Source organism: Dokdonella sp. (assembly GCF_017744955.1).
Classification (GTDB): Bacteria; Pseudomonadota; Gammaproteobacteria; order Xanthomonadales; family Rhodanobacteraceae; genus Dokdonella_A.
In genome coordinates this window covers 1-21471 of sequence record NZ_JAGIAG010000015.1, presented here as the reverse complement: position 1 = coordinate 21471, position 21471 = coordinate 1, and the positions used below count along the sequence as shown (strand labels likewise).

Genomic DNA, 21471 nt, shown 5'->3' with positions numbered 1-21471 from the left:
GTTTTGATTGGTGATTCGTGATTGGAAACAGCGGGGATTGCGATTCGGGTGATTCCACGAATCACCAGTCCCCGATCGCCGCTTCCGTCAATTCAGCGCCACGCGCTGCGCCCCGTTGAACTGGTCGGTACCCGAGATCACGATGCGGTCGCCTTCCTTCACGCCGGAGACGATCTCGACCGCGTTCAGGCTGGTCGCGCCGACCTGGATCGGCGTGCGCTCGGCCATGCCGCCGCGCACGATGTAGGCGACGCGGCCGGCACCGGTGTCGACGAAGGGACCGCGCTCGACCATCAGCACGTTCGGGTGTTCGTCCATCAGGATGCGCGTGGTCAGGCGCTGGTTCTGGCGCAGACCGTCGGGGCGCTTCTCGCCGAAGCGGATGCGACCGGTGACCTGGCCGTCGACGACCTCCGGCGAGATCGCGCTGACTTCGCCGGAGTACTTGCCGTTGGCGTCCTGGATCTCGGCCGCCATGCCGGGGCCGAGGTCGTGCGCGAACACTTCCGGCACCTGCACCTCGATCTCGTACGCGCTGAGGTCGATCACCGTCAGCACGCCCGCGTTGGCGGCGACGTTGGCGCGCTGCTGCACCAGCAGCTGGCCGACCTGGCCGTCGACCGGCGAGCGCATCTTCAGCTCGTCGACCTGGCGCGCGAGATCCTCGACCAGCAGCTTCTGCCGGTCCAGCGCGAAGCGCTTGGTCTTCAACTCGAAGGCTAGCGTGTCGCGGTCGAGCTGCATGTTCTGCTGCGCGTTCGATTCGCTCAGGCGCGCCTTGGCCAGCGCGTCCTTCGCGCGCAGCACTTCCATCTCCGGCTGCGCGCCGCGCTCGAACGCCTTGGTGTTGCGCTCCAGCTCGCGCTCGGAAGTCTGGCGGTCGATCATCGCCTGCTCGTAGGCCATCTTCGTCGCCGCCTCGAGCTTGCGGTTGGCGATCGTCGCGCGCTCCACTTCCAGGCCGAGACTGTCCAGCGTCGCCTGCTCCTGCTTCAGCTTGTTGGTCAGCTCCGGCGAATCGACCACCGCCAGCACGTCGCCCTTCTTGACCTTGTCGCCGGCCTGGATGTCGAGCGTGACGGTGCCGCCGCTGCGCGCGTACAAGGTCGGGCTGAACGCAGCGACGACCTTGCCCTGCACCGACACGTCGCGCACCAGGTTGCCGCGCTTGACCTCGGCGATGCGCAGGCGCGCGGAACTGGCCGAGGAATCGGCCGACATCAGCCGCGCCGCCGCCGGCAGCAGGAGCACGCCCGCGACGAGCACGGCGGCCGCCACCCCGCCCCAGACGAAGTACTTCTTGCGGCTCTTCGGCAGCGCGATCTTGCGGTCCTGGGCGGAGGTGTCGCGAATCATGAGCGGTCGGTTTCCCTGTGGTTGGCCAACCGGTTTCAGCAATCGCCGTGCCAACATGCAAACCGCTGTTCCATAAAGGAAACAGCTTCTGGACGGCGGCGCCGGACAGTGTCCGTACGCACCCCGGACAAGCGCCGGACAAGCACACCGGCGGCATCCGCTCGCCGGCCGCGCGAGAATGCCTGCGACCAAATCGCGCGCCGCCGCATCTGACCGTCTCGTGAGCGCCAGCAGCTTCCAGATCGACGTCCCCGAAACCACGCTGGCGCGAGCGCGCCGCGGCGACCTGCGCGCGCTGGAGCAGATCTATCGCGCGTTCGAGCGGCCGGCCTACTCGCTGGCGCTGCGCCTGCTCGGCAACGTGGAGAACGCGCGCGAAGTCGTGCACGACGCGATGCTGCATCTGCTCGAACGCATCGGTCAGTTCCGCGGCGATGCGCCGTTCTGGGGCTGGCTGCGCCAGATCGTCGTCAACGAGGCGCTGATGAAACTGCGCCGCGAGCGCGGCATCGCCTTCGAGGAACTGCCGGAGGACGACGGCACGCCGAGCGCCGAGCCGGCGCCCTGGATGCTCGCCGACGTCGCGCATCTCGAATCGGCGCTGGCGCGCCTGCCGCCGCTGACGCGCAGCGTGCTGTGGCTGTACCACGTCGAGGAATACACGCACCAGGAGATCGCCGAGATGACCGGCAAGTCGGTGAGCTTCTCCAAATCGCAGGTGATGCGCGGCAGTTCACGCCTGCGCGACCTGCTCGATCCCGCCCTGTCGGAACTGCACGAGGAGGCCGCGCCATGTCTGACCGCGACCGCATGACTTCCGCTCCGTCGCTCGCCGACGCATTGCGCGCACTGCCGCAAGCCGCGCCGCAGCCGGACCTGTGGCCCGACCTCGCGCAGGCGCTCGCCGCCCGTCGACGTCGGCCGTGGCGCCGCTACGCCCTGCCCGCCGCGCTCGCCGCCGGCATCGCGATGCTGGCGCTGGCGCCGCTGTCGACGACGACGCTCCCGCCCGCCGTGCCGACGCAAACCGCCGCGACGACGAAGGCCGACACCCCGCCGACGGCGGACGCCGAACTGGCCGCGCTGCACCAGCGCTCGCAGGCGCTCGAACGCTGGATCGCGTCCGCCACGGTCGCGCCGCTGGACAGTCGCGACCTGATGGCCGCGGTCGAGGTCGAGGACATGATCGGCCTGGTCGACGTTCAGCTCGGCGCGACGCGCGGCGACGCCGACGCGCTGCCGCTGTGGCGCCAGCGCGTCACCCTGCTCGAAGACCTCGCGACCATCCGCGCCAACCGCTACGCGATCGCGGCGAACTAGCGATCCGCCCCATTCACGCCAGGAAACACCGATGAACCGCACCCTCCTGCTCACCGCCCTGCTGCTCGGCTTCGGCCATGCGACGGCAGCCGAACCGACTCCGACCCAGGCTGAAGCGTCCGCCCAGGCGCGCGCCGCCGACGCCGCCGCCGTGCGCGAGGACCGCGAGGCGCACGCCGAGTCCGCGCGCGCCGAACTCGCCGAACTGCGCGCGCAGATGAAGGAACTCTCGGCCAAGATGGCCAGGCTCTCGACCGAACTCGGCGACGTCGGCCCGCGCGCCTACGCCTATCGCTATCTTGGCGACCCGGATCGCGCCGTGGTCGGCGTCGTGCTGAACGCGGAACCCAAAGGCGCGCGCATCAGCGCGGTGACGCCGGACAGTCCCGCCGCGCGCGGCGGATTGCGCGACGGCGACATCATCGTCGCGATCGACGGCGACCGGCTGGCCGAGACGCAGGATGCGCACAAGAGCCTGGGCAAGGCGCGCGAACTGCTCGGCAACCTCAAGGACGGGCAGGAAGTGCGCATCGCCTACGAGCGCGCCGGTAAGAAGCAGCCCGAGCTGACGCTGAAGGCCGCGCGCCGCGAGGCCTACAACTGGCCGCAGCTGATCGCCGGCGACTTCGACTTCGACGGCGCGACGAAGATGGGCGACCTGGAGAAAGGCTTCCGCACCCAGATCGAGATGGCGCGCAAGGCGGCCGCCTCGATCGACTACGAGCGCATGCGCGAGGACGTCGCGCGCGCGACCGCCAGCGCGCAGACCGCGATGCGCCGCATCATGCCGTGGTGGGGACTGAACCTGGTGCCGATCAATCCGGATCTCGGCCGCTACTTCGGCAGCGATCACGGCGCGCTGGTCGTCTCGGTCGACACCGCCACGCGCTCGGACCTGCGCGGCGGCGACGTCATCACCGAAGTCGCCGGCGAGCGCGTCGACGATCCGGGCGACGCGCTGCGCGCGCTGCGCGACCAGCCCGCCGGCAAGGACATTCCGTTCAAGGTGCTGCGCGAGCGCAAGACGATCACGCTGAACGTCAAGGCGCCGGAATACAAGTCGATCTTCTCCGCGCTGCCGGCGCCTGCACCTGCTCCGGCACCTCCGGCCGCGCCGACGGCGCCGACCGCACCGGCACCTTCGCCGGGGACCTGACCGGCGCCGCTCAGCCCGCCTCGAGCGCCTGCCAGCGCGCGTACGCGGCATCGAGTTCCGCCTGCAGCGCCGAAAGCTGGTCGTTGGCGGCGACGATCGCGGCGCTGTCCTGCGCGTAGAACGCCGGCTCCTGCATCGCCGCCCCGAGTTCGGCGATGCGCGTCTCCAAGCCTTCAATGCGCTGCGGCAGCTCTTCCAGCTCGCGCGTTTCCTTGTAGCTGAGCTTGCGCCTGGACTTCGGCTCGTCGTCCCGGCGCGGAGCGGCCTCGGGCACCTTCGCTGCGGACTCCTCCCGCACGGTGGGGGGGCTCCGGCCTTCGCCGGAAGAACGGGTGAATTCGGCTCGCGAGGGCCGCTGCCGCAGCCAGTCCGTGTAGCCGCCGACGTACTCGCCGACGCGGCCGCCACCCTCCAGCGCCAGCGTGCCGGTCACCACGTTGTCGAGGAACTCGCGGTCGTGCGAGACCAGCAGCAGGGTTCCCTGGTAGTTCGCCAGCAGTTCCTCGAGCAGCTCCAGCGTTTCGACGTCGAGATCGTTGGTCGGTTCGTCCATCACCAGCAGATTCGACGGCTTGGCGAAGAGCTTCGCCAGCAGCAGGCGATTGCGCTCGCCGCCGGACAGCATCGTGATCGGCGCGCGTGCGCGTTCCGGCGAGAACAGGAAATCCTGCAGATAGCCGAGCGCGTGCTTGCGCGCGCCGCCGACCTCGATGTACTCGCGTCCTTCGGCGACGTTGTCGAGCGCGCTCGCGTCCTCGCGCAGGTGCGAGCGATGCTGGTCGAAGTAGGCGATTTCCAGATTCGTGCCGAGCCGCACCTCGCCCGACTGCGGCGCCAGCTCGCCGAGCAGGAGCTTCAGCAAGGTCGTCTTGCCCGAGCCGTTCGCGCCGATCAGGCCGATGCGGTCGCCGCGCTGGATCGTGGTGGTCAGGCCGTCGACGATGCGGCGCTCGCCGTAGCCGAAGCGGACGTCGTCGACGTCCACCACGCGCCGTCCGGACGGCACCGCGACTTCGGCCGCGAGCTTGGCGCGGCCGCCGAGTTCGCGCCGCTGCGCACGATCGCGCCGCATCGCCTCGAGCGCGCGCACGCGACCCTCGTTGCGCGTGCGCCGCGCCTTGATGCCCTGGCGGATCCAGACTTCCTCCTGCGCCAGTTTCTTGTCGAACAGCGCGTTCGCCTGTGCCTCGGCGTGCAGGCGCTCCTCGCGCCGGCGCAGGTAGTTCTCGTAGTCGCCGGGCCAGCTGGTGACCTGGCCACGGTCGATCTCGACGATGCGCGTGGCCAACGCGCGCAGGAAACGCCGGTCGTGCGTGACGAACACGACGCTGCCGGCGAAGTCGAGCAAAAGCTGCTCGAGCCAGGCGATCGCCTCGATGTCGAGATGGTTGGTCGGCTCGTCGAGCAGCAGCAGGTCCGGCTCGATCACCAGCGCGCGCGCGAGCAGCACGCGGCGCTTCATGCCGCCGGACAGGGCCGGGAAATCGGCGTCCTCGGCCAGTTCCAGCCGCTCCAGCACGCGCGTCACGCGCTGGTCGAGATTCCAGCCCTGGCCGGCGTCGATGCGCGCCTGCACCGCCGCGATCTGCGCCAGGTTCGCGCCGCCGGACTCGTCGAGGTGGTGCGTCAGCCGATGGAACTCGGCCAGCAGCGCGCCGAGTTCGCCGAGCGCCGCGGCGACCACGTCGAACACGGTGCCTTCCAGTTCGTGCGGGACCTCCTGCGTCAACCGCGCGATGCGCGCGCCGCCCTGCACGCGCACCTCGCCGTCGTCCGGGCGCAGGTCGCCGGCGATCAGTTTCAGCAGCGTCGACTTGCCGGCGCCGTTGCGCCCGACGATGCAGACGCGCTCGCGCGGCTCGATCGCCAGATCGACCTTCTCGAGCAGCAGGGGACCGCCGACCGAATAGTCGACATTGACCAGATTGACCAGGGACATGCGGCGATCGGCGGCAACGGGGCCGCGTATTCTGCCGCGCGCCGGCGTTTCAGGACACCGCTTCGCGCCGCGTGCCCAGCCAGATGCCGAACGCGACCAGCGCGAAACCCGGCAGCATCGACAGCGCCAGGCGCTCGCCGAGCACGAAGTAGCCCATCACCGCGGTGATCGGCGGCACCAGGTAGAACAGCGCGGCGACGTCGGTCGCGGCGCCGCGGCGGATCAGCGCGAACAGCAGCGCGAAGCCGCCGACCGCGTTGACCAGCACGATCCAGGCCAGTGCGCCGACATAGGTCGGGCTCCAATCGGACTGGAAGTGCTCGACCCACAGCGCCAGCGGCAGCATCGCCAGCGCGGCGACGACGTGCTGCGCGGCGAGTCCGATGCGCAGATCGATCGTCGCGGAGTGGCGCTTCTGGTACAGCGTGCCGAGGCTGAGGCCGATCAGTCCGAGCAGGCAGGCGAAGTAACCAGCCGTACTGGCACCGTGCGCCTCGATGCGTCCTTCGAGCACGAGCAGTACGCCGACGAAGCCGAGGCCCAGCCCACCCCATTGCCAGCGACCCAGGCGCTCGCCGGCGAAGCTCGCGAACAGCGCCGTCGCCAGCGGCACGGCACCGATGAACAGCGCCGAGACGCCGGTCGACACGCCGAGGCGCAAGCCCTCGTAGACGCCGCCGAACGACAGCGCCAGCGAGAGCAGGCCGACCACCGCGCTGTGCGCGAGCGCGCGCCAGCCCGGCCACGCGGCGCGTGCGAACGCGGCCAGCGCGGCGAAGATCGCCGCCGCCGCGAGAAAGCGCAGGAACAGCAGCGTGAACGGCCCGCCGTGCAGCACCGCAAGCTTGCCGGCCGGATAGCCCGAACACCACAGCAGCAGGAACGCCGCCTTCATCGCGTGCGCGTGCAGCCTGCTTTCCGCTGGCGCCGCAGTTGCGACGAGCGACGCTTTCCTGCTCGAACCGTCCATGTATCGACTCCGCCCGATCGGGCCATCAATCCGCATGACGCAAGCCTAGGCGCGGCGGGGATCGCGATAAACTCGACCATGGTCAAGTCATCTTTGCCGGAAACGCAACAATGATCGAGACACGGCTGAACGAAATCGCCGCCTTCGTCGAAGTCGGCCGCCGGCTCAGCTTCGTGCGCGCGGCCGAACAGCTCGGCGTGCACGTGTCCGCGGTCAGCCGCGCGATCAACGCGCTGGAAGGCCGGCTCGGCGTGCGCCTGCTGCAACGGACGACGCGACGCGTCGGCCTGACCGAAGCCGGACGCGCGCACTTCCTCCGCTGCGAGGCGGTACTGGCCGAACTGCAGGAAGCCGAGTCGGCCGCCAGCGCGCTCGGCGGCGCCTTGCGCGGCACGCTGCGCGTCAGCGCCGGCAGCGGCCTCGGCCTGACGCACATGACGCCGGTGCTGGCACGCTTTCTCGAGCGGCATCCGCAGCTCGACCTCGATCTGCACCTGTCCAACCGCAACGTCGACCTGGTCGAGGAAGGCTTCGACCTCGCCATCCGCATCGGCGCCCTCTCCGACTCGCGCCTGGTCGCGCGCCGCCTCGGCGACAGCCGGCGCCTGCTGGTCGCCTCGCCCGCCTACCTCGACGCGCAGGGCACGCCGCGCCGCCCGGCCGACCTCGCCACGCACGCCGCCTTGGTGCTCGAAGTCGGCACGATGACCGCGCGCTGGGCACTGCAACGGCGAGGCGCGAACGCGACGGTGCGCGTAAGGCCGCGCCTGCGCTCGAACAACGCGCTGGCCCTGCTCGACGCCTGCCGCGCCGGCGTCGGCATCGCCCTGCTGCCGCAGTTCATCGTCGGCGCCGACCTCGATGCGCAGCGGCTCGTGCGCGTGCTGCCGGCATGGGCGGCCGCCGAGCAGGGCATCTTCGCGATCTATCCGGGCAACCGCTTCATCCCGGCCAAGGTGCGCGCGTTCGTCGATTTCGTCGAGGAAATCCTGCAGCCTGCCGCTGCGGTCAATCGCGAGAGACGCAGTCGTACGCGCTAGCCAAGCTGCCTAAGCGAAAGGCTTCTGACGCGGATTGACGCGGATCAGTACGGATAAAGAATCCAGAGTCTTTTCGCTCTATTCGTATTGATCCGCGCCAATCCGCGTCCAGCTTCCGCTCTTTCCTCGAAGCGCTACCTACGCCGCGCGCCGGTTCGACTCGCCGCGGCGGGCCGCGAGCGCGCGCTCGACGACGTCCCAGCCGGCGTTCGCGCGATGCGCTTCCTCGCTGAGCACGCGGCGGAATGCGCGAGCGCCCGGCAGGCCCTGGTACAAACCGAGTATGTGCCGGCTGATGTGCTGCAAGCGATCGCCGCGCGCGAGGTGCGCTTCGACGTAGGGACGCAGACGCTGCAGCACCGCGTCGCGATCCGGCAGCGGCGTGCCGAACAGCGCGTGCTCGAGTTCGGCGAGCCGGTAAGGCTCGTGATACGCGGTGCGGCCGAGCATGGCGCCGTCGACGTGACGCAGGTGCTCCTGCACCTCGCCGACGCCGGCGATGCCGCCGTTGATGACGATCGTCAGCTGCGGGAAATCGCGCTTCAGCCGGTACACGCGCTCGTAGTTCAGCGGCGGCACCTCGCGATTCTCCTTCGGCGACAATCCTTGCAACCACGCCTTGCGCGCATGCACGACGAACAGCGTGCAGCCGGCCGCGTGCACGCGCTCGACGAAGCGCTCGAGATCGGCGTACTCGTCCTGCTCGTCCACGCCGAGCCGGCACTTCACCGTCACCGTCACCGACACCGCCGCGCGCATCGCCGCCACGCACTCGGCGACCAGCGCCGGCTCGCGCATCAGGCAGGCGCCGAAGCGGCCGGACTGCACGCGATCGGACGGGCAGCCGACGTTGAGGTTGATCTCGTCGTAGCCGAGCTCCGCGCCGATGCGCGCGGCCTGCTCGAGCTCGGCCGGCTCGGAACCACCGAGCTGCAAGGCGACCGGATGCTCGCTCGCGTCGAAGCCGAGCAGGCGCGCGCGGTCGCCGTGGATCACCGCCGGTGCGGTGACCATCTCGGTGTAGAGCAGCGCGTGGGGCGCGAGCAGGCGATGGAAGACGCGGCAGTGTCTGTCCGTCCAGTCCATCATCGGCGCCACGGAGATAATTTTTTCGTTGTAGTTCAACTCACTACCTTGTAAATCAAGCTCATAGAAGACGTATGGTGCGCGCACGCGAAAGTGACCGGCTTCACGCGACCGCCGCCGCGTCGCTGGCGAGTTCGGGTCCGGCGCAAACAATCGTATGCCAGCGAAACCTTCCTGCGCCATGACGACGCACGTCAGTGGGCAACCGCGACCGAGCGATGGGTCTACCGCGATGAGCGTCGGTCAGGCGCGCGGCGACAGCGAAATCGCATGGGCCGCGTCCGAGTGGAAGCGAGGAAGCACGTCATCCAGCAGTCAGCGCCGCCCGTCTAAGGTCGAGCCACTGGATGCCGCGACGGACCAGTCCTGCACTCCGTATTTCACATAGCTCGGGGCCGCGCTCGTCGGTTCGATTCGGCGTCGATCCCGGAGGAGGCGTCATGAACGACCTGGTGCTCAGCAAGAAGCCCATGGCAAGGACTGGCATGCTCATTCGCAAGCCGATCGCCGAAGTTTTCGCGGCTTTCATCGATCCACGGACGACCACCCGCTTCTGGTTCACGAAAAGCAGCGGCCCGCTCGAAGCGGGCAAGCCGGTGACTTGGGAATGGGAGATGTATGGCGGATCGACCCAGGTCGAACCGAAGATCATCGAGCCCGATCGGCGCATCGTCATCGAATGGGATGGATACAGCGGCCGCACCACGGTGGAATGGAAGTTCCTGCGCCAAGGCGCAGACGCGACCTTCGTCAGCATCATGGAGTCCGGCTGGACGGGATCAGGCGACGAGTTGACGGAGTACGCCACCGCCTCCACCCAGGGATTCACCTGGACGCTCGCCGGCCTCAAGGCGCTGCTCGAACACGGCATCGAACTGAACCTGGTGGCGGACCGGTTCCCGAATGGACCGAAGGACCCGTACCTCGATCGGTGAAAACGATCGGCAAGAATCATCGCAGGATGCCGACCTATCCGAACCCGACCTCGGTCACGCTCGTACCAAACGCTGGGGGTCGCCCATCCAAGGCACCGCAGCGCTCTCGCCGCCGCAAATGCAACCGCCGCTGACCGGACGGGCGCCTTTTTATCGGACAGTCACCTGCGAGAGCGTAGTTCTGGGGCCAACGAGGAAACGACGAGGAGTACCTTGATGAAAACCCGAGTCCTGATCATGAGCGCTCTCACCCTGACTGCATTGTCGGGAACGATGGTCGCGCAAGCCGAACGCGCGCCGCGCACGCATCTCGTCTGCCACGACGTACGGGTCAAGCACATCGATTCCAGCGACAAGCATCGCGTTGCCGGTACGGCAATCGGCGCTGTGGCGGGCGGTCTGGTAGGCCACCAGATTGGTGGCGGCAAGGGCAAGACGCTGGCCACCGTCGGCGGTGCCGTGGCTGGTGGCGTGGTGGGCAACAAGGTGCAGAAATCGCACCAGAACAGGCATGCCACCTACACGATGGAGCGCCGCTGCCACGAAGAGAGAGGCTGAGCGCGTCGAATTGCCGGTCGCCGGCCTGTTCCATGACAGGACCTCCGATCCGTTCCACAGGCGGGCCCGTTCCAGGAGCGACTGAGCGGGCAGGTGTACATGCCGAATAAGGGACCGGTATCCGCTCGCGTCCGGATCCGGCCATCGAGGGATCTCGGCCAGGCATGGCGCACGGCCAGGTGCAAGGCGCGTCGAGCGAAGTCGACGCGCGGCAGGAATCTCTCGACCCTTGGCTCGAGTAGTCTCGAGGCGATACCCTCAGCTCGATCCTTAGCTACTGCGCCGCAAGCGGTTTCCGGCCACTTTCCGAAGAACTTGGCTGACATGCTGGAGCGTGGCCGAGCGCACCGACGCATATTGCCAGTACAAGGGAACGTCGATCACGCGCCTCTTGTCGAGCACGACGATCTCCTTGCACTCGAGCGCCGCCGCCAGAAGCGACTCCGGCGCCAGACACCACCCCAATCCTCGCGCCGCCGCCTCGACGAATCCGGTCGACGTCGGCAGATAGTGGATCGGCGGCGCGATTGCCGCGCGAGTGACGCGACGAACGAAGCGCCATTGCAGCTCGTCCTTCCGGTTGAACACGATCATCGACGCGTGAGCCAGGCTTGCGGCATTCAATCCCGCCGAGAAATTCCTCGCCACGAAATCCGGCGACGCGATGGCGTAGTAGCGCATCGTGCCCAACGGCAGCACGTTGCAGCCCTGCACGGCGTGGCTTTCGGAAGTGATCGCGCCGAGCACCGTGCCGTCGCGCAGCAGGGCCAGCGTGTGGTCCTGGTCGTCCACGCGCACGTCGAACAGGTAGCCGTGCGTTCGATGCAGCTCGGCCAGCGCGGCCAGGACCCAGGTCTGAAGCGAGTCGTCGTTGACCGCGATGGCGACGCGTCGCCCGTGCGCGCCGTCGACTTCGCCCGGCTGGAAATCGGCGAATGCTTCGGCCTCGAGCACCTGCATCGGCCGCACGCGGCGCAGCAGCTTCTCGCCCGAGGGCGTCGGCCGACACGGAGACTGACGGACCACCAGCACGTGGCCGAGCCGATCCTCCAGCGCCTTGATCCGTTGCGAGACCGCCGACGGTGTCACCGAGAGCCGGCGCGCCGCCGCGTCGAAGCTGCCTTCTTCGATCACGGCGGCGAATGCCGCCAGCTGGGGATGGAGCAAATCCACGCTCATGGCGTCATGAGGATAGCTAATTCTCGGTAAGGATTATTAGTTTTCCTAATCCGGCAGACGGCGCCATCATGAGAACACCTTCATCAGGGACACTCAGCCCATGTTTCTCGCCGCAGCCGCCGCCGGCTTCGCCGCCAGCACCGGCCTCATCGTCGCGATCGGCGCACAGAACGCCTTTGTCCTTCGACAGGGACTCCAACGGCAGCACGTCGGCTGGGTCGTCGCGATCTGCGCCTTCGGCGACATCGCGCTGATCCTGCTCGGCGTCGCGGGAATCGGCGCGCTGGTCAAGGCCTGGCCCGGCCTGCTTCAGGCCTTGCGATTCGGCGGAGCGGCCTTCCTCGGTGCCTACGGATTGATGGCGGCGCAGCGCGCTTGGCGCGGCACGGGCGCGCTGGCGCCCGGCGGCGCCGAGCAGACCAGCCGCAAACGCGTGATCGCCGCCTGCTTAGCGTTCACTTTCCTCAATCCGCACGTATATCTCGACACCACGGTCCTGCTCGGCAGCATTTCCACGCGTTACCTGGGCGCATCGCGATGGATCTTCGCGCTCGGCGCCTGCACGGCCAGCGTGGCCTGGTTCACCACGCTCGGCTTCGGCGCGCGTCTGCTGCAACCGATCTTCCGCGCGCCGCAGGCGTGGCGCGTCCTCGACGGCTGCATCGCCGTCTTCATGCTGGCGCTGTGCCTGCTCCTGCTGCTCCGCCCGCTCGGCTGAGCTTGCGCGTCGAAACCGCTCAGAGCGCCGTCGGCCGGATCACCGGTCCATTCCAGCCCGGTCCATGGTCCGTGCCTGCGACCGGCAACTCTCCTCCGATCCAACCAGGGGTACGCCAATCCGCAGCGCTTGCCGACATCGAGCCGCGGATCTCCACCGCTGGCAGAATGCGGCGATCCGCCGCGATCGAGGTGACCGTCATGCCATCGCCCCCTCCGCATCTCTCCTCGGCCGCCGCGGTCGACCGGCTGATCGAACGCGGCACGCCGCATCTCGCCGTCGCCGCGCCGCTCGGCCTCGGCAAGCCGAACCGGCTGCTCAACGCGCTGTACGCGCGCATCAAGGCCGATCCGGCGCGGCGCATGACGCTGTACACGGCGCTGTCTCTGGATCCACCCGCCGCCGGCAGCGAACTCGAACGCCGCTTCCTCGAACCGTTCCTGGCGCGCCAGTTCGGCGCCGACTATCCGCGCCTGGACTACGTGATCGACCTCAAGGCCGGACGCCTGCCGGCGAACGTGCGCGTGCAGGAGTTCTATTTCCAATCCGGCGCGATGCTCGGCTCGGCGCAGGCGCAGCGCGACTACGCCAGCATCAACTACACGCAGGTCGCGCGCGACCTCGCCGACGACGGGCTCGATGCGATCGTGCAACTGGTCGCGCGCCGCGGCGAAGGCGCCGCCGCGCGCTACAGCCTGTCGTGCAATCCGGACGTGACGCTGGACGTGCTCGACGCGCTGGCCGCGCGCGGGCAGCCGCGGCCGCTGGTGATCGGCGTGGTGCATCCCGAACTGCCGTTCCTCGGCGGCGACGCGGAAGTCGGGCCGGAGCTGTTCGACGCGCTGGTCGAAGAAGCCGAGCCGGCGCAGCCACTGTTCGCGCTGCCGCGCGGCGCGGTCGATCTCGCCGAGCATGCCATCGGCCTGCATGCGAGCACGCTGGTGCGCGACGGCGGCACCTTGCAGATCGGCATCGGCGCGCTGTCCGATGCGATCGTGCACGCGCTGCTGCTGCGCCAGCGCAACAACGCGGACTATCTCGGCGCCTTGCGCGCGCTGCGCGGCGACGACCCGGCGGCGGACGCGCTGATCGCGCGCGTCGGCGGCCTCGCACCGTTCGCGCGCGGGCTGTACGGCGCCAGCGAGATGGTCATGGACGGCTTCATGCATCTGCGCCGCGCCGGCATCCTGGCGCGGCGCGTCTACGACGACATCGAATTGCAACGCGCGCTCGACGCCGGCGCCACCGTCGACGCCGCGCAACTGCGCGGCGGCCACTACCTCAAGGGCGCGTTCTATCTCGGCACCAAGGAGTTCTACGACTGGCTGCGCACATTGGACGGCGAGGACTACGAGGGGCTGGCGATGTGCCGCGTATCCGACATCAACCAGCTCTACGGCGGCCACGAGCAGCTCGACGCCGCGCAGCGCCGCGACGCGCGCTTCTTCAACACCTGCATGATGGCGAGCCTGCTCGGCGCGGCGACCTCGGACGCGCTCGAGGACGGCCGCGTCGTCAGCGGCGTCGGCGGACAGTACAACTTCGTCGCGATGGCGCATGCGCTGGCCGGCGGCCGCTCGATCCTGTTGCTGCGCGCGACGCGCAAGAGCGGCCGGCGCGTCGAGTCGAACCTGCGCTGGAACTACGGCCACACCACGATTCCGCGCCACCTGCGCGACGTCTACGTGACCGAATACGGCGTCGCCGACCTGCGCGGCCGCTCCGACGAGGCCTGCGTGCGCGCGATGCTGGCGATCAGCGACGCGCGCTTCGTCGACGCGCTCGCCGCCGAGGCCGTGCGCGCCGGCAAGCTGCCGCGCAACTTCCGCGTGCCGGACGCGTGGCGCGCGAACACGCCGCAGGCCTTGCGCGACAGGCTGCAGCCGTTCGCCGCACGCGGCGTGCTGCCGACGTTCCCGTTCGGCAGCGATTTCGACGCCACCGAACGGCGCGTGCTGCCGGCCCTGCTCTGGCTGAAGTCGGGCCTGGCCGAACCGCGGCGCTGGCCTTCGCTGCTCGGCGCCTTGCTGGCCCCCGGCAATGCGGCGGAAGCGCCGGCCGTGCTCGAACGGCTCGATTTCGCGCGCCGGGATCTGTCCTGGCGCGAACGCCTGTACGCGCGCCTGGTGCGGGGCGCGCTGGCGCGCACCAAGGCGATCGCCTGAGGCTCCGTGCAAAACCGTCGCTGCCTCGAACGGGAATCCGGCGGCCGGCAACTGTTCGATCGAAGACCGTGACCTCGACCCCAATGGAAAAGATCGATCTCAAGAAAACTCTCGGGCCGCTCTACCGGCCGTCGACGAAGGAGGTGGCGCAGGTCGACGTGCCGGCGTTCAACTTCCTGATGATCGACGGCGAAGGCGATCCGAACACCTCGCGCGCGTACGCCGAGGCCGTGGAAGCGCTGTTTTCCGTGTCCTACGCGGCGAAGTTCATGGTCAAGAAAGGGCCGCTGGGCTTCGACTACGCCGTCATGCCGCTCGAGGGGCTATGGTGGGCGGACGACATGTCCTCGTTCACCGATCAGGACAAGTCGCGGTGGAAATGGACCCTGATGATCCTGCAGCCGTCCTTCGTCGAGCACAGCCTCCTCGACGACGCCGTAGCGGACGTCGGAAGAAGAAAGAACATTCGTGCCCTTTCGAAGCTGAGATTCGAAGCGTTCCACGAAGGACTCTGCGCGCAGGTCCTGCACGTCGGGCCGTTCTCCGAGGAAGGTCCGACCATCCAGCGCGTCCACGCCTTCATCGATGCCCGGGGCAGGCTCTCCGGCAAGCACCACGAGATCTACTTGACCGACATTCGTCGCGCGGACCCGAAGAACTGGAAGACCATCATTCGGCAGCCGATGCGAAGCGAGCCGCGGTGAGCCGCCGCCCCGGCGCGCGCCGCGACGAAGGCGGCGGCGACGCTAGTGACGCAGCACGGCGAGCACGATCTCGATCACGATCAGCAGCACGATCGCGACTTCCAGCAACTCCGCACGCCGGCTCGACGCCTCGTCGTACAGCGCCGTGTAGGTGTCGCGCACGATCGCCAGCTTGCGATCGACCGCGGCGCCGAGCTTGGGCACGCGGAACAGGTCGAGCGCGGCGGCGTAGATGCGCGCCAGGTAGACGTCTTCGGTGACCTGCAGCGCATTGTCGACCTTCTCGGTCACTTCGGTGACTTCGGCGACCAGCGCGTACAGCCGCCGCGCGAGATGCGCGAACCGGCGCGCGGCGCGCAGCGAGGCCGCGCCGCGCGCTTCCTCGACTAGGTCGTACATGCGCGGCAGTTCGTCGTCGAGCAGTTCGTCGTAGTAGCGCAGCTCAAGCAACTGAGCGTTGGCGACTTCGAGCACGTCGGCGACGTCGGAGTCGCCACGTGGCTCGTAGATGAAGGCGCGGTCCCAGGTCAGCACGACGAGGTCGTCCTCGTAGTAGGAATAGCTCTGCCGCAGCAGATCGCGCCGCGCAGGCTCGGACAGGCGCCGCGTCTCGCCGGACAGCAGCGGCGCCAGATCGACCCGCTGCTGCAGCACCTCCGCCGTCAGCGGCTCGCCGAGTTCGTGCACGACGGCGAGCAGATAGTCTTCCTCGAGCGTCGCGGTGGACGGTCGCAGCAGGGCCGGCGCGACGACGGCGCGCACTTCCTCGAGTAGGCGTTCCCAAGGTCCGCGGTGCGCCGCCGGGCCGATCGCCAGGTCGGCCGACTGCACCAGCGCGGCGAAGTCCGACCAGCAGCAGTCGGCGACCGGCAGACGCACGGCCAGCACGACGACGCCGAAGTCGTACAGGCGCGCGGTCGCGCTGACGTCGCGCACGCACCCTCCGATGTCCAGCGCGAACGGCGCCAGCGGCAGCAGCACCGGCGGCCGGCCGAACGCGAGCGCCTTCTCCGGCACCGAACTGAGGCGGCCGCGCTGGCCGGCCTTCGAGCGCGCCGCGCACAAGCGCTCGGCGTGATCGAGGTCGATCGAGTAGGCGACGTCGAAGTGACGCAGCACGACAATCGCACCGGAATGGACGACGACTTCGTTCGCGTTCATCGCAGGCCCTTTCGGCGATCATCGGATCGACCGGAACAGCCTAGCGAACGAGGATGACGCTGTCAGGGCGGCGCCGCGGTCCGGCGGCGCCGCCGAAGGACGCGCGCCGAAGCGCGCGCCGCGCTCACCACACTTCGCAGCGATCCTTGTCCGGTCGCACCATCGCGGCGCCGGCCTTGCACTGGAACACCTCGCGGAACGCCGGCAGGTTCGACAGCGGGCCGTTGACGCGGAATTTCGCCACCGGATGCGGGTCGCCCTGCACCATCGTGCGCTGCGTCTCCGGCCGCGTCTCGTCGCCGCGCACCTGGCCCCAGGCGATGAAGAACTGCTGCTCGGGCGTGAAACCGTCGAGCGTCGGTTCCGGCGCCTTGCCTTCGCGCGACTTGCGATACGCGAGCCAGGCCAGCTTGGCGCCGGCGAGGTCGCCGATCGATTCGCCGAGCACGAGCTTGCCGTTGTGGTGGATGCCGGGCTCGATGAAATAGCCCTCGAACTGGTCGACCACGCACTGCCCGCGTGCCTGGAATTTCTTCTCGTCCTCCGGCGTCCACCAGTTGGCCAGGCGGCCTTGCGCGTCGAACTGCGCGCCCTGGTCGTCGAAGCCGTGGCTGATCTCATGGCCGATGATGACGCCGATCGCGCCGTAGTTGACCGCGTCGGTGGCGTTCACGTCGAACGCGGGCGGCTGCAGGATGCCGGCCGGGAAGACGATCTCGTTCAACAACGGGTTGTAGTACGCGTTCGAGGTCGGCGGCGTCATGCCCCAGCGGCCGCGGTCGACCGGCTTGCCGATCTGCGCACGCTCGTCGGCAGTGTTCCAGCGCGAGGCGGCGACGGTATTGTCCCAATGGCTGGCGCGGCCGACGGCGAGGCCGCGGTAGTCCTTCCATTGGTCGGGATAGCCGATCTTCGGGTTGAACGTGGCGAGCTTCTCCAGCGCCTTCTTCTTGGTCTCCTCGCCCATCCAGTCCAGGCCCTGGATCGTGTCCTTCATCGCCAGCAGGATGTTCTTCACCATGTCCTGCATGCGCGCCTTGGCTTCCGGCGGGAAATACTTCTCGACGTACTTGCGCCCGAGCGCCTCGCCGAGCTGCTGGTCGGTGGCCTCGGCGCAGCGCTTCCAGCGCGGCTTCATCTCGGTGGTGCCGGCGAGGTAGCGGCCGTTGAAGGCGAAGTTCTCATCGACGAATGGCGCCGACAGCGTGTCGGCCGCGGCGTTCAGCGTCTGCCAGCGCAGGTAGGTCCGCCACTGCGCGACCGGCGTGGACTTCAGCTCCGTGGCGAAGCGCTGCAGGAACTTCGGCTGCGTCACGTTCAAGTCGTCGTGCGGGATCTTGGCGGCGTCGAAATACGCCGCCCAGTCGAACGCGGGCGCCTGCGCGACCAGGCCGGCGAAGTTCGTCTTGTGGTCCTGGTTGTGCGGATCGCGCAGCGCGACGTTGTCCAGCGAGGCCTCGGCCAGGCGCTTCTCGAACGCGAACACGACAGCGGCCTCCTGCTTCGCCGCCGCCGGCTTCGCGCCGGCCAGCTCGAACATCTTCGCCACGTGCGCGCGGTATTTGTCGCGCGCCTCGACGAAGCGCTTGTCGGTCTTCAGGTAGTAGTCGCGGTCCGGCATGCCGAGGCCGCCGGCGTCGACGTGCGCGATGACCCGGGTCGGATCATGCAGGTCCTGCTCCACCAGCAGCTTGAACGGCACGCCGACGCCCATCTCGTGCAGGCGGCCGATCATGCGCTGCACGTCGGCGGACGTCTTCATCGCCGCGATCTCGTCGAGCAGCGGCTGCGCCGGCTTCAGGCCGAGTTCGTCGACGTGCGTCTCGTCCATGCAGGCGGCGTAGAAGTCGCCGGAAAGCTGCTCGGCACTGCCGGCCGGCCAGTCGCGCTTGGCTGCCATGTCGGCGAGCAGGTCGCGCACGCGCTGCTTGTTGAGCTCGCCCGATTCCCAGCGCTTGCTCCAGCGGTCCATGTACTGCGGGATCGGATGGCTGGCGCGCCAGGCGCCGTTGGCATATTGGAAAAAGTCGGTACAGGCATCGGCATTGCGGTCGATGTCGGATGGATCGATGCCGTGCACCGCCCAGGCCGGCCCGGCGGTGGCGAACAGGCAGGCGACGACCAGACGGGTGCGTAGAATTCGAAAACCCAACATGGCGACCACTCCCTCGCGATGGCTGAAGGCAGCGATGCTAGGACGCTGCCGCCGGCGATCACATGGGCCGAACGGCAGGGGCAAGGGCGGCTTCGCCCCTACGGCGTACTGCCTCCTACCTTCATATCGACGTCATGCCCGCGAACGCGGGTATCCATTTCGAGCCGCCGTGAAAGATGGATTCCGCGTTCGCGCAGATGACGTCGCGTCCGGAACATTGCCGGGCGCCGAAGATCGAACTGGCGCCTATGCCGCACCCGTCCATTCACGCCAGGTAGTCATGCACGACCTCGCCCGGGCCGAGTGTCAGGTCGGCGACGAAATGCAGCGCCGACTTCACCTCCAGCACCGGCAGGCGCGCGACGTCGGCGATCGCGTGCGCGTGCAGCTGCAACGCGGCCGGCGCGGTCCAGGCGCCTTTCAGCGTGAGGTCGGTGAGGAAGTAGCGCACCAGCTCGAGGATGCGCGGACTGCCGTCGACGTGCGGAATGATCTTGAGCAGGAAGTTCGGCACCGCCAGCGCCTTCAACACGCTCTCCCGATCGACCTCGCGATGCTTGTAGCCCATCGTGCCGGTGGCGCAGAGCTGGCTGCCGTAGTGCAGCGTGCCGACGATGACGTCGCCCTCGTGCACGATCTTCGGGTTCGCCAGCTTCTTCGGAAAGCCCCAGATCTCGCGGCCGCCGGCGATCGGCGCGTCGTCGTCGAGATACATCGAATGGACGTAGACGCCCTCCTCGCCGCGGAAGCGCACCGGGATGACCTGCCCCGACTCGGTGTAGTCGCCGAAGCCGGTCGAATCGGGCATGCGGATGAACTCGTACTTGACCACCGGCTCGACGATCTCCAGCGGCTCCGGCACGACGGCGGCGAGCGCTTCCGGATCGGTGCGATAGGTGACGATCACGTACTCGCGATCGCGGAAGCGATATGGCGCCGGCGGATAGGAGGGATTGGTCAGCGGCATCGCGAACGCGCGTTCGCGGACTTCGGACAACTTCATGCGGGCTCCTCGGAATGCGACGAACTTCACCCCAGGCTCACAGCATCGCATGACGGGCCGATGGCGATTGTCACAAATCTGGCACGCAGCGGGACGATCCTCGTCGGCCCGCCCTGAGGAGTCGTCCCATGTCGTCGCCGAGCCTGAGCATCGAGCGCGCTTCGCCGCGCCCGGATCTCGACCGCAAATCGAACCCGCTGACCGGCTTCTTGTTCATCGGCGTGCTCGCCGCCGGCCTCGCCTTCAGCGCCTGGAGCCTGGTGTCGGACATCGGCAGCGCCGAGGCCGGCACGATCAAGACCACCTGGCTGCCGTACTTCCTGCTCGGCGTCGCGCTGCTGATCGCGCTCGGCTTCGAGTTCGTCAACGGCTTCCACGACACCGCCAACGCGGTCGCCACGGTCATCTACACGCATTCGCTGCCGGCCAATTTCGCCGTGATGTGGTCGGGCTTGTTCAACTTCCTCGGCGTGCTGGTGTCGAGCGGCGCGGTCGCGTTCGGCATCATCTCGCTGCTGCCGGTCGAGCTGATCCTGCAGGTCGGCTCGTCGGCCGGTTTCGCGATGGTGTTCGCGCTGCTGATCGCGGCGATCCTGTGGAACCTCGGCACCTGGTGGTTCGGCCTGCCGGCCTCCTCCTCGCACACGCTGATCGGCTCGATCATCGGCGTCGGCGTCGCCAACGCGCTGATGCACGGCCGCGACGGCACCAGCGGCGTCGACTGGGCGCAGGCGATCAAGGTCGGCTATTCGCTGCTGCTGTCGCCGCTGATCGGTTTCGGCGTCGCCGCGCTGCTGCTGATCGCGCTGCGCGCGCTGGTGAAGAATCCGGCGCTGTACCGCGAGCCGAAGGGCAACACGCCGCCGCCGTGGTGGATCCGCGGCCTGCTGATCCTGACCTGCACCGGCGTTTCGTTCGCGCACGGCTCCAACGACGGCCAGAAGGGCATGGGCCTGATCATGCTGATCCTGGTCGGCACGGTACCGATGGCCTACGCGTTGAACCGCGCGATGCCGGCCGACCAGATGGTGCCGTTCGTGGCGATGGCGAGCGCGACGCAGCAATCGCTGACGGAAGCGTCGAAGGCGCCGCCGGCGGCCGATCCGCGCAAGGCGCTCGGCGACTACGTGCGCACGCACGAACTGAAGGTCGACGTGGTGCCGTCGCTGGCGGCGGTGGTCGGCAGCATCGGCCAGCAGGTGAAGGATCACGGCACGCTGGCGAAGGTGCCGGCCGAGGCCGTCGCCAACGTGCGCAACGACATGTATCTCGCCTCCGAGGCGATCCGCTTCATCGGCAAGGACGCCGGCAACGGCCTCGGCGTCGACGCGAAGAAGAACCTCGGCGCGTTCAAGCAGCAGATCGACAACGCGACCAAGTTCATTCCGCTGTGGGTGAAGATCGCGGTGGCGATCGCGCTCGGCCTCGGCACGATGGTCGGCTGGAAACGCATCGTCGTGACCGTCGGCGAGAAGATCGGCAAGACGCACCTGACCTACGCGCAGGGCGCGTCGGCCGAGCTGGTCGCGATGACGACCATCGGCGCCGCCGACGTGTTCGGGCTGCCGGTGTCCACCACGCACGTGCTCTCGTCCGGCGTTGCCGGCACGATGGTCGCGAACCGTTCCGGCCTCCAGCTCAGCACCGTGCGCAACCTGGCGATGGCCTGGGTGCTGACCCTGCCGGTCGCGATCGCGCTGTCGGGTTCGCTGTACTGGTTGTTCAGCCGGATCTTCTGATCGGTCCGGACGTTCGCGCGAACAGACGCAAAAACGCCGGGGCGTTCGTATCGAGAAAGCGATACGAACGCCCCGGCGCTGGAGTGCCCTCAGCGGGTATCAGCGTCCGCCGATGTCGCGGCGGATCGGCGTGATGCGCTCGCGACCGCGATCGTTGCCGGCGTTGTTGTCGTCACGGATCGTGCTGAGGAAAGCGCCGTCGACCTGGGTCAGGAAGCCGCCTTCGTTCATGCGCAGCCAGCCGGTGCCTTCCGGGTTCTCGTAGATGTTGGCGCCGTCGTCGTTGA

The 21471-nt window shown here is 68.5% G+C and carries 19 protein-coding genes; 10 read left to right on the top strand and 9 right to left on the bottom strand.

Going from position 1 to position 21471, the window contains the following annotated elements; genetic code table 11:
- Positions 1-87 precede the first annotated feature (87 nt).
- On the bottom strand, positions 88-1356 hold the full coding sequence (locus J7520_RS18310; RefSeq protein ID WP_291191614.1) for an HlyD family efflux transporter periplasmic adaptor subunit: 1269 nt from the start codon (positions 1354-1356) through the stop codon (positions 88-90).
- 220 nt (positions 1357-1576) lie between these two features.
- On the opposite strand from J7520_RS18310, the gene J7520_RS18305 reads away from it, so the two are divergent.
- The 3 genes from J7520_RS18305 to J7520_RS18295 are packed head-to-tail and all read left to right on the top strand — an operon-like array spanning position 1577 to position 3832.
- The gene (locus J7520_RS18305; RefSeq protein WP_291191611.1) at positions 1577-2170 is read left to right on the top strand and encodes a sigma-70 family RNA polymerase sigma factor; all 594 of its coding nucleotides are present in this window, start codon (positions 1577-1579) and stop codon (positions 2168-2170) included.
- Entirely contained in the window at positions 2149-2676 is a 528-nt protein-coding gene (locus tag J7520_RS18300) for a hypothetical protein (protein ID WP_291191608.1), read from the top strand. Before J7520_RS18305 ends, J7520_RS18300 begins: the two co-directional genes overlap by 22 nt.
- A 31-nt stretch (positions 2677-2707) precedes the next feature.
- A complete protein-coding gene (locus J7520_RS18295; RefSeq protein ID WP_291191605.1) occupies positions 2708-3832 on the top strand; it encodes a PDZ domain-containing protein in 1125 nt (374 codons plus the stop codon).
- A gap of 10 nt (positions 3833-3842) precedes the next feature.
- On the opposite strand, the gene J7520_RS18290 is transcribed toward J7520_RS18295, so the two are convergent.
- Together J7520_RS18290 and J7520_RS18285 are read right to left on the bottom strand one after the other, a co-directional pair.
- Positions 3843-5771 carry an ATP-binding cassette domain-containing protein gene (locus tag J7520_RS18290; protein WP_291191602.1) on the bottom strand — a complete coding sequence of 643 codons (1929 nt, stop codon included), beginning with the start codon at positions 5769-5771 and terminating at the stop codon, positions 3843-3845.
- A gap of 49 nt (positions 5772-5820) precedes the next feature.
- Positions 5821-6666 (bottom strand): DMT family transporter, encoded by an 846-nt coding sequence (locus J7520_RS18285; protein ID WP_291191599.1) that lies wholly within the window; start codon positions 6664-6666, stop codon positions 5821-5823.
- Between the two features lie 185 nt (positions 6667-6851).
- Between J7520_RS18285 and J7520_RS18280 the strand changes: the two genes are divergently transcribed.
- Positions 6852-7781, top strand: coding sequence for a LysR family transcriptional regulator (locus tag J7520_RS18280; RefSeq protein ID WP_291191597.1), 930 nt, complete (start codon positions 6852-6854; stop codon positions 7779-7781).
- Between the two features lie 138 nt (positions 7782-7919).
- Here J7520_RS18280 and dusA read toward each other — a convergent pair whose 3' ends face one another.
- Entirely contained in the window at positions 7920-8906 is a 987-nt protein-coding gene (dusA, locus tag J7520_RS18275) for a tRNA dihydrouridine(20/20a) synthase DusA (protein WP_291191594.1), read from the bottom strand.
- A 401-nt stretch (positions 8907-9307) separates the two neighbouring features.
- Here dusA and J7520_RS18270 point away from each other — a divergent pair, with 401 nt between their 5' ends.
- Together J7520_RS18270 and J7520_RS18265 are read left to right on the top strand one after the other, a co-directional pair.
- A complete protein-coding gene (locus J7520_RS18270; RefSeq protein ID WP_291191591.1) occupies positions 9308-9802 on the top strand; it encodes an SRPBCC family protein in 495 nt (164 codons plus the stop codon).
- 237 nt (positions 9803-10039) lie between these two features.
- Positions 10040-10360: a glycine zipper 2TM domain-containing protein gene (locus tag J7520_RS18265; RefSeq protein ID WP_291191586.1), complete on the top strand. Its 321-nt coding sequence runs from the start codon at positions 10040-10042 to the stop codon at positions 10358-10360.
- 270 nt (positions 10361-10630) lie between these two features.
- Here the strand turns inward: J7520_RS18265 and J7520_RS18260 are convergent, their stop codons facing one another.
- A complete protein-coding gene (locus J7520_RS18260) occupies positions 10631-11533 on the bottom strand; it encodes a LysR family transcriptional regulator ArgP (RefSeq protein WP_291191675.1) in 903 nt (300 codons plus the stop codon).
- Positions 11534-11639: 106 nt separating this feature from the next.
- Between J7520_RS18260 and J7520_RS18255 the strand changes: the two genes are divergently transcribed.
- The 3 genes from J7520_RS18255 (at position 11640) to J7520_RS18245 (ending at position 15126) form a co-directional block, all read left to right on the top strand.
- Entirely contained in the window at positions 11640-12257 is a 618-nt protein-coding gene (locus tag J7520_RS18255; protein ID WP_291191583.1) for a LysE/ArgO family amino acid transporter, read from the top strand.
- Between the two features lie 200 nt (positions 12258-12457).
- On the top strand, positions 12458-14422 hold the full coding sequence (locus J7520_RS18250; RefSeq protein ID WP_291191581.1) for an acetyl-CoA hydrolase/transferase C-terminal domain-containing protein: 1965 nt from the start codon (positions 12458-12460) through the stop codon (positions 14420-14422).
- Positions 14423-14505: 83 nt separating this feature from the next.
- The gene (locus J7520_RS18245; protein WP_291191578.1) at positions 14506-15126 is read left to right on the top strand and encodes a GyrI-like domain-containing protein; all 621 of its coding nucleotides are present in this window, start codon (positions 14506-14508) and stop codon (positions 15124-15126) included.
- A 42-nt stretch (positions 15127-15168) separates the two neighbouring features.
- Here J7520_RS18245 and J7520_RS18240 read toward each other — a convergent pair whose 3' ends face one another.
- The 3 genes from J7520_RS18240 to J7520_RS18230 form a co-directional block, all read right to left on the bottom strand.
- Positions 15169-16287, bottom strand: coding sequence for a hypothetical protein (locus J7520_RS18240; RefSeq protein WP_291191575.1), 1119 nt, complete (start codon positions 16285-16287; stop codon positions 15169-15171).
- A 124-nt stretch (positions 16288-16411) separates the two neighbouring features.
- Positions 16412-18442: a M13 family metallopeptidase gene (locus J7520_RS18235; protein ID WP_291191573.1), complete on the bottom strand. Its 2031-nt coding sequence runs from the start codon at positions 18440-18442 to the stop codon at positions 16412-16414.
- A gap of 265 nt (positions 18443-18707) precedes the next feature.
- Positions 18708-19445 carry an acetoacetate decarboxylase gene (locus J7520_RS18230; RefSeq protein ID WP_291191571.1) on the bottom strand — a complete coding sequence of 246 codons (738 nt, stop codon included), beginning with the start codon at positions 19443-19445 and terminating at the stop codon, positions 18708-18710.
- A gap of 128 nt (positions 19446-19573) precedes the next feature.
- Between J7520_RS18230 and J7520_RS18225 the strand changes: the two genes are divergently transcribed.
- A complete protein-coding gene (locus J7520_RS18225) occupies positions 19574-21184 on the top strand; it encodes an inorganic phosphate transporter (RefSeq protein ID WP_291191568.1) in 1611 nt (536 codons plus the stop codon).
- Between the two features lie 99 nt (positions 21185-21283).
- On the opposite strand, the gene J7520_RS18220 is transcribed toward J7520_RS18225, so the two are convergent.
- Positions 21284-21471 (bottom strand): hypothetical protein (locus J7520_RS18220; protein WP_291191565.1); only part of this gene is annotated, 188 nt, incomplete at its 5' end.

Coding starts and splice junctions, on each gene's coding strand:
- J7520_RS18310 (WP_291191614.1), bottom strand. CDS start 1,356: ATGATTCGCGACACCTCCGCCCAGGACCGCAAGATCGCGCTGCCGAAG.
- J7520_RS18300 (WP_291191608.1), top strand. CDS start 2,149: ATGTCTGACCGCGACCGCATGACTTCCGCTCCGTCGCTCGCCGACGCA.
- J7520_RS18295 (WP_291191605.1), top strand. CDS start 2,708: ATGAACCGCACCCTCCTGCTCACCGCCCTGCTGCTCGGCTTCGGCCAT.
- J7520_RS18290 (WP_291191602.1), bottom strand. CDS start 5,771: ATGTCCCTGGTCAATCTGGTCAATGTCGACTATTCGGTCGGCGGTCCC.
- J7520_RS18285 (WP_291191599.1), bottom strand. CDS start 6,666: ATGAAGGCGGCGTTCCTGCTGCTGTGGTGTTCGGGCTATCCGGCCGGC.
- J7520_RS18280 (WP_291191597.1), top strand. CDS start 6,852: ATGATCGAGACACGGCTGAACGAAATCGCCGCCTTCGTCGAAGTCGGC.
- J7520_RS18270 (WP_291191591.1), top strand. CDS start 9,308: ATGAACGACCTGGTGCTCAGCAAGAAGCCCATGGCAAGGACTGGCATG.
- J7520_RS18265 (WP_291191586.1), top strand. CDS start 10,040: ATGAGCGCTCTCACCCTGACTGCATTGTCGGGAACGATGGTCGCGCAA.
- J7520_RS18255 (WP_291191583.1), top strand. CDS start 11,640: ATGTTTCTCGCCGCAGCCGCCGCCGGCTTCGCCGCCAGCACCGGCCTC.
- J7520_RS18250 (WP_291191581.1), top strand. CDS start 12,458: ATGCCATCGCCCCCTCCGCATCTCTCCTCGGCCGCCGCGGTCGACCGG.
- J7520_RS18245 (WP_291191578.1), top strand. CDS start 14,506: ATGGAAAAGATCGATCTCAAGAAAACTCTCGGGCCGCTCTACCGGCCG.
- J7520_RS18240 (WP_291191575.1), bottom strand. CDS start 16,287: ATGAACGCGAACGAAGTCGTCGTCCATTCCGGTGCGATTGTCGTGCTG.
- J7520_RS18235 (WP_291191573.1), bottom strand. CDS start 18,442: ATGTTGGGTTTTCGAATTCTACGCACCCGTCTGGTCGTCGCCTGCCTG.
- J7520_RS18230 (WP_291191571.1), bottom strand. CDS start 19,445: ATGAAGTTGTCCGAAGTCCGCGAACGCGCGTTCGCGATGCCGCTGACC.
- J7520_RS18225 (WP_291191568.1), top strand. CDS start 19,574: ATGTCGTCGCCGAGCCTGAGCATCGAGCGCGCTTCGCCGCGCCCGGAT.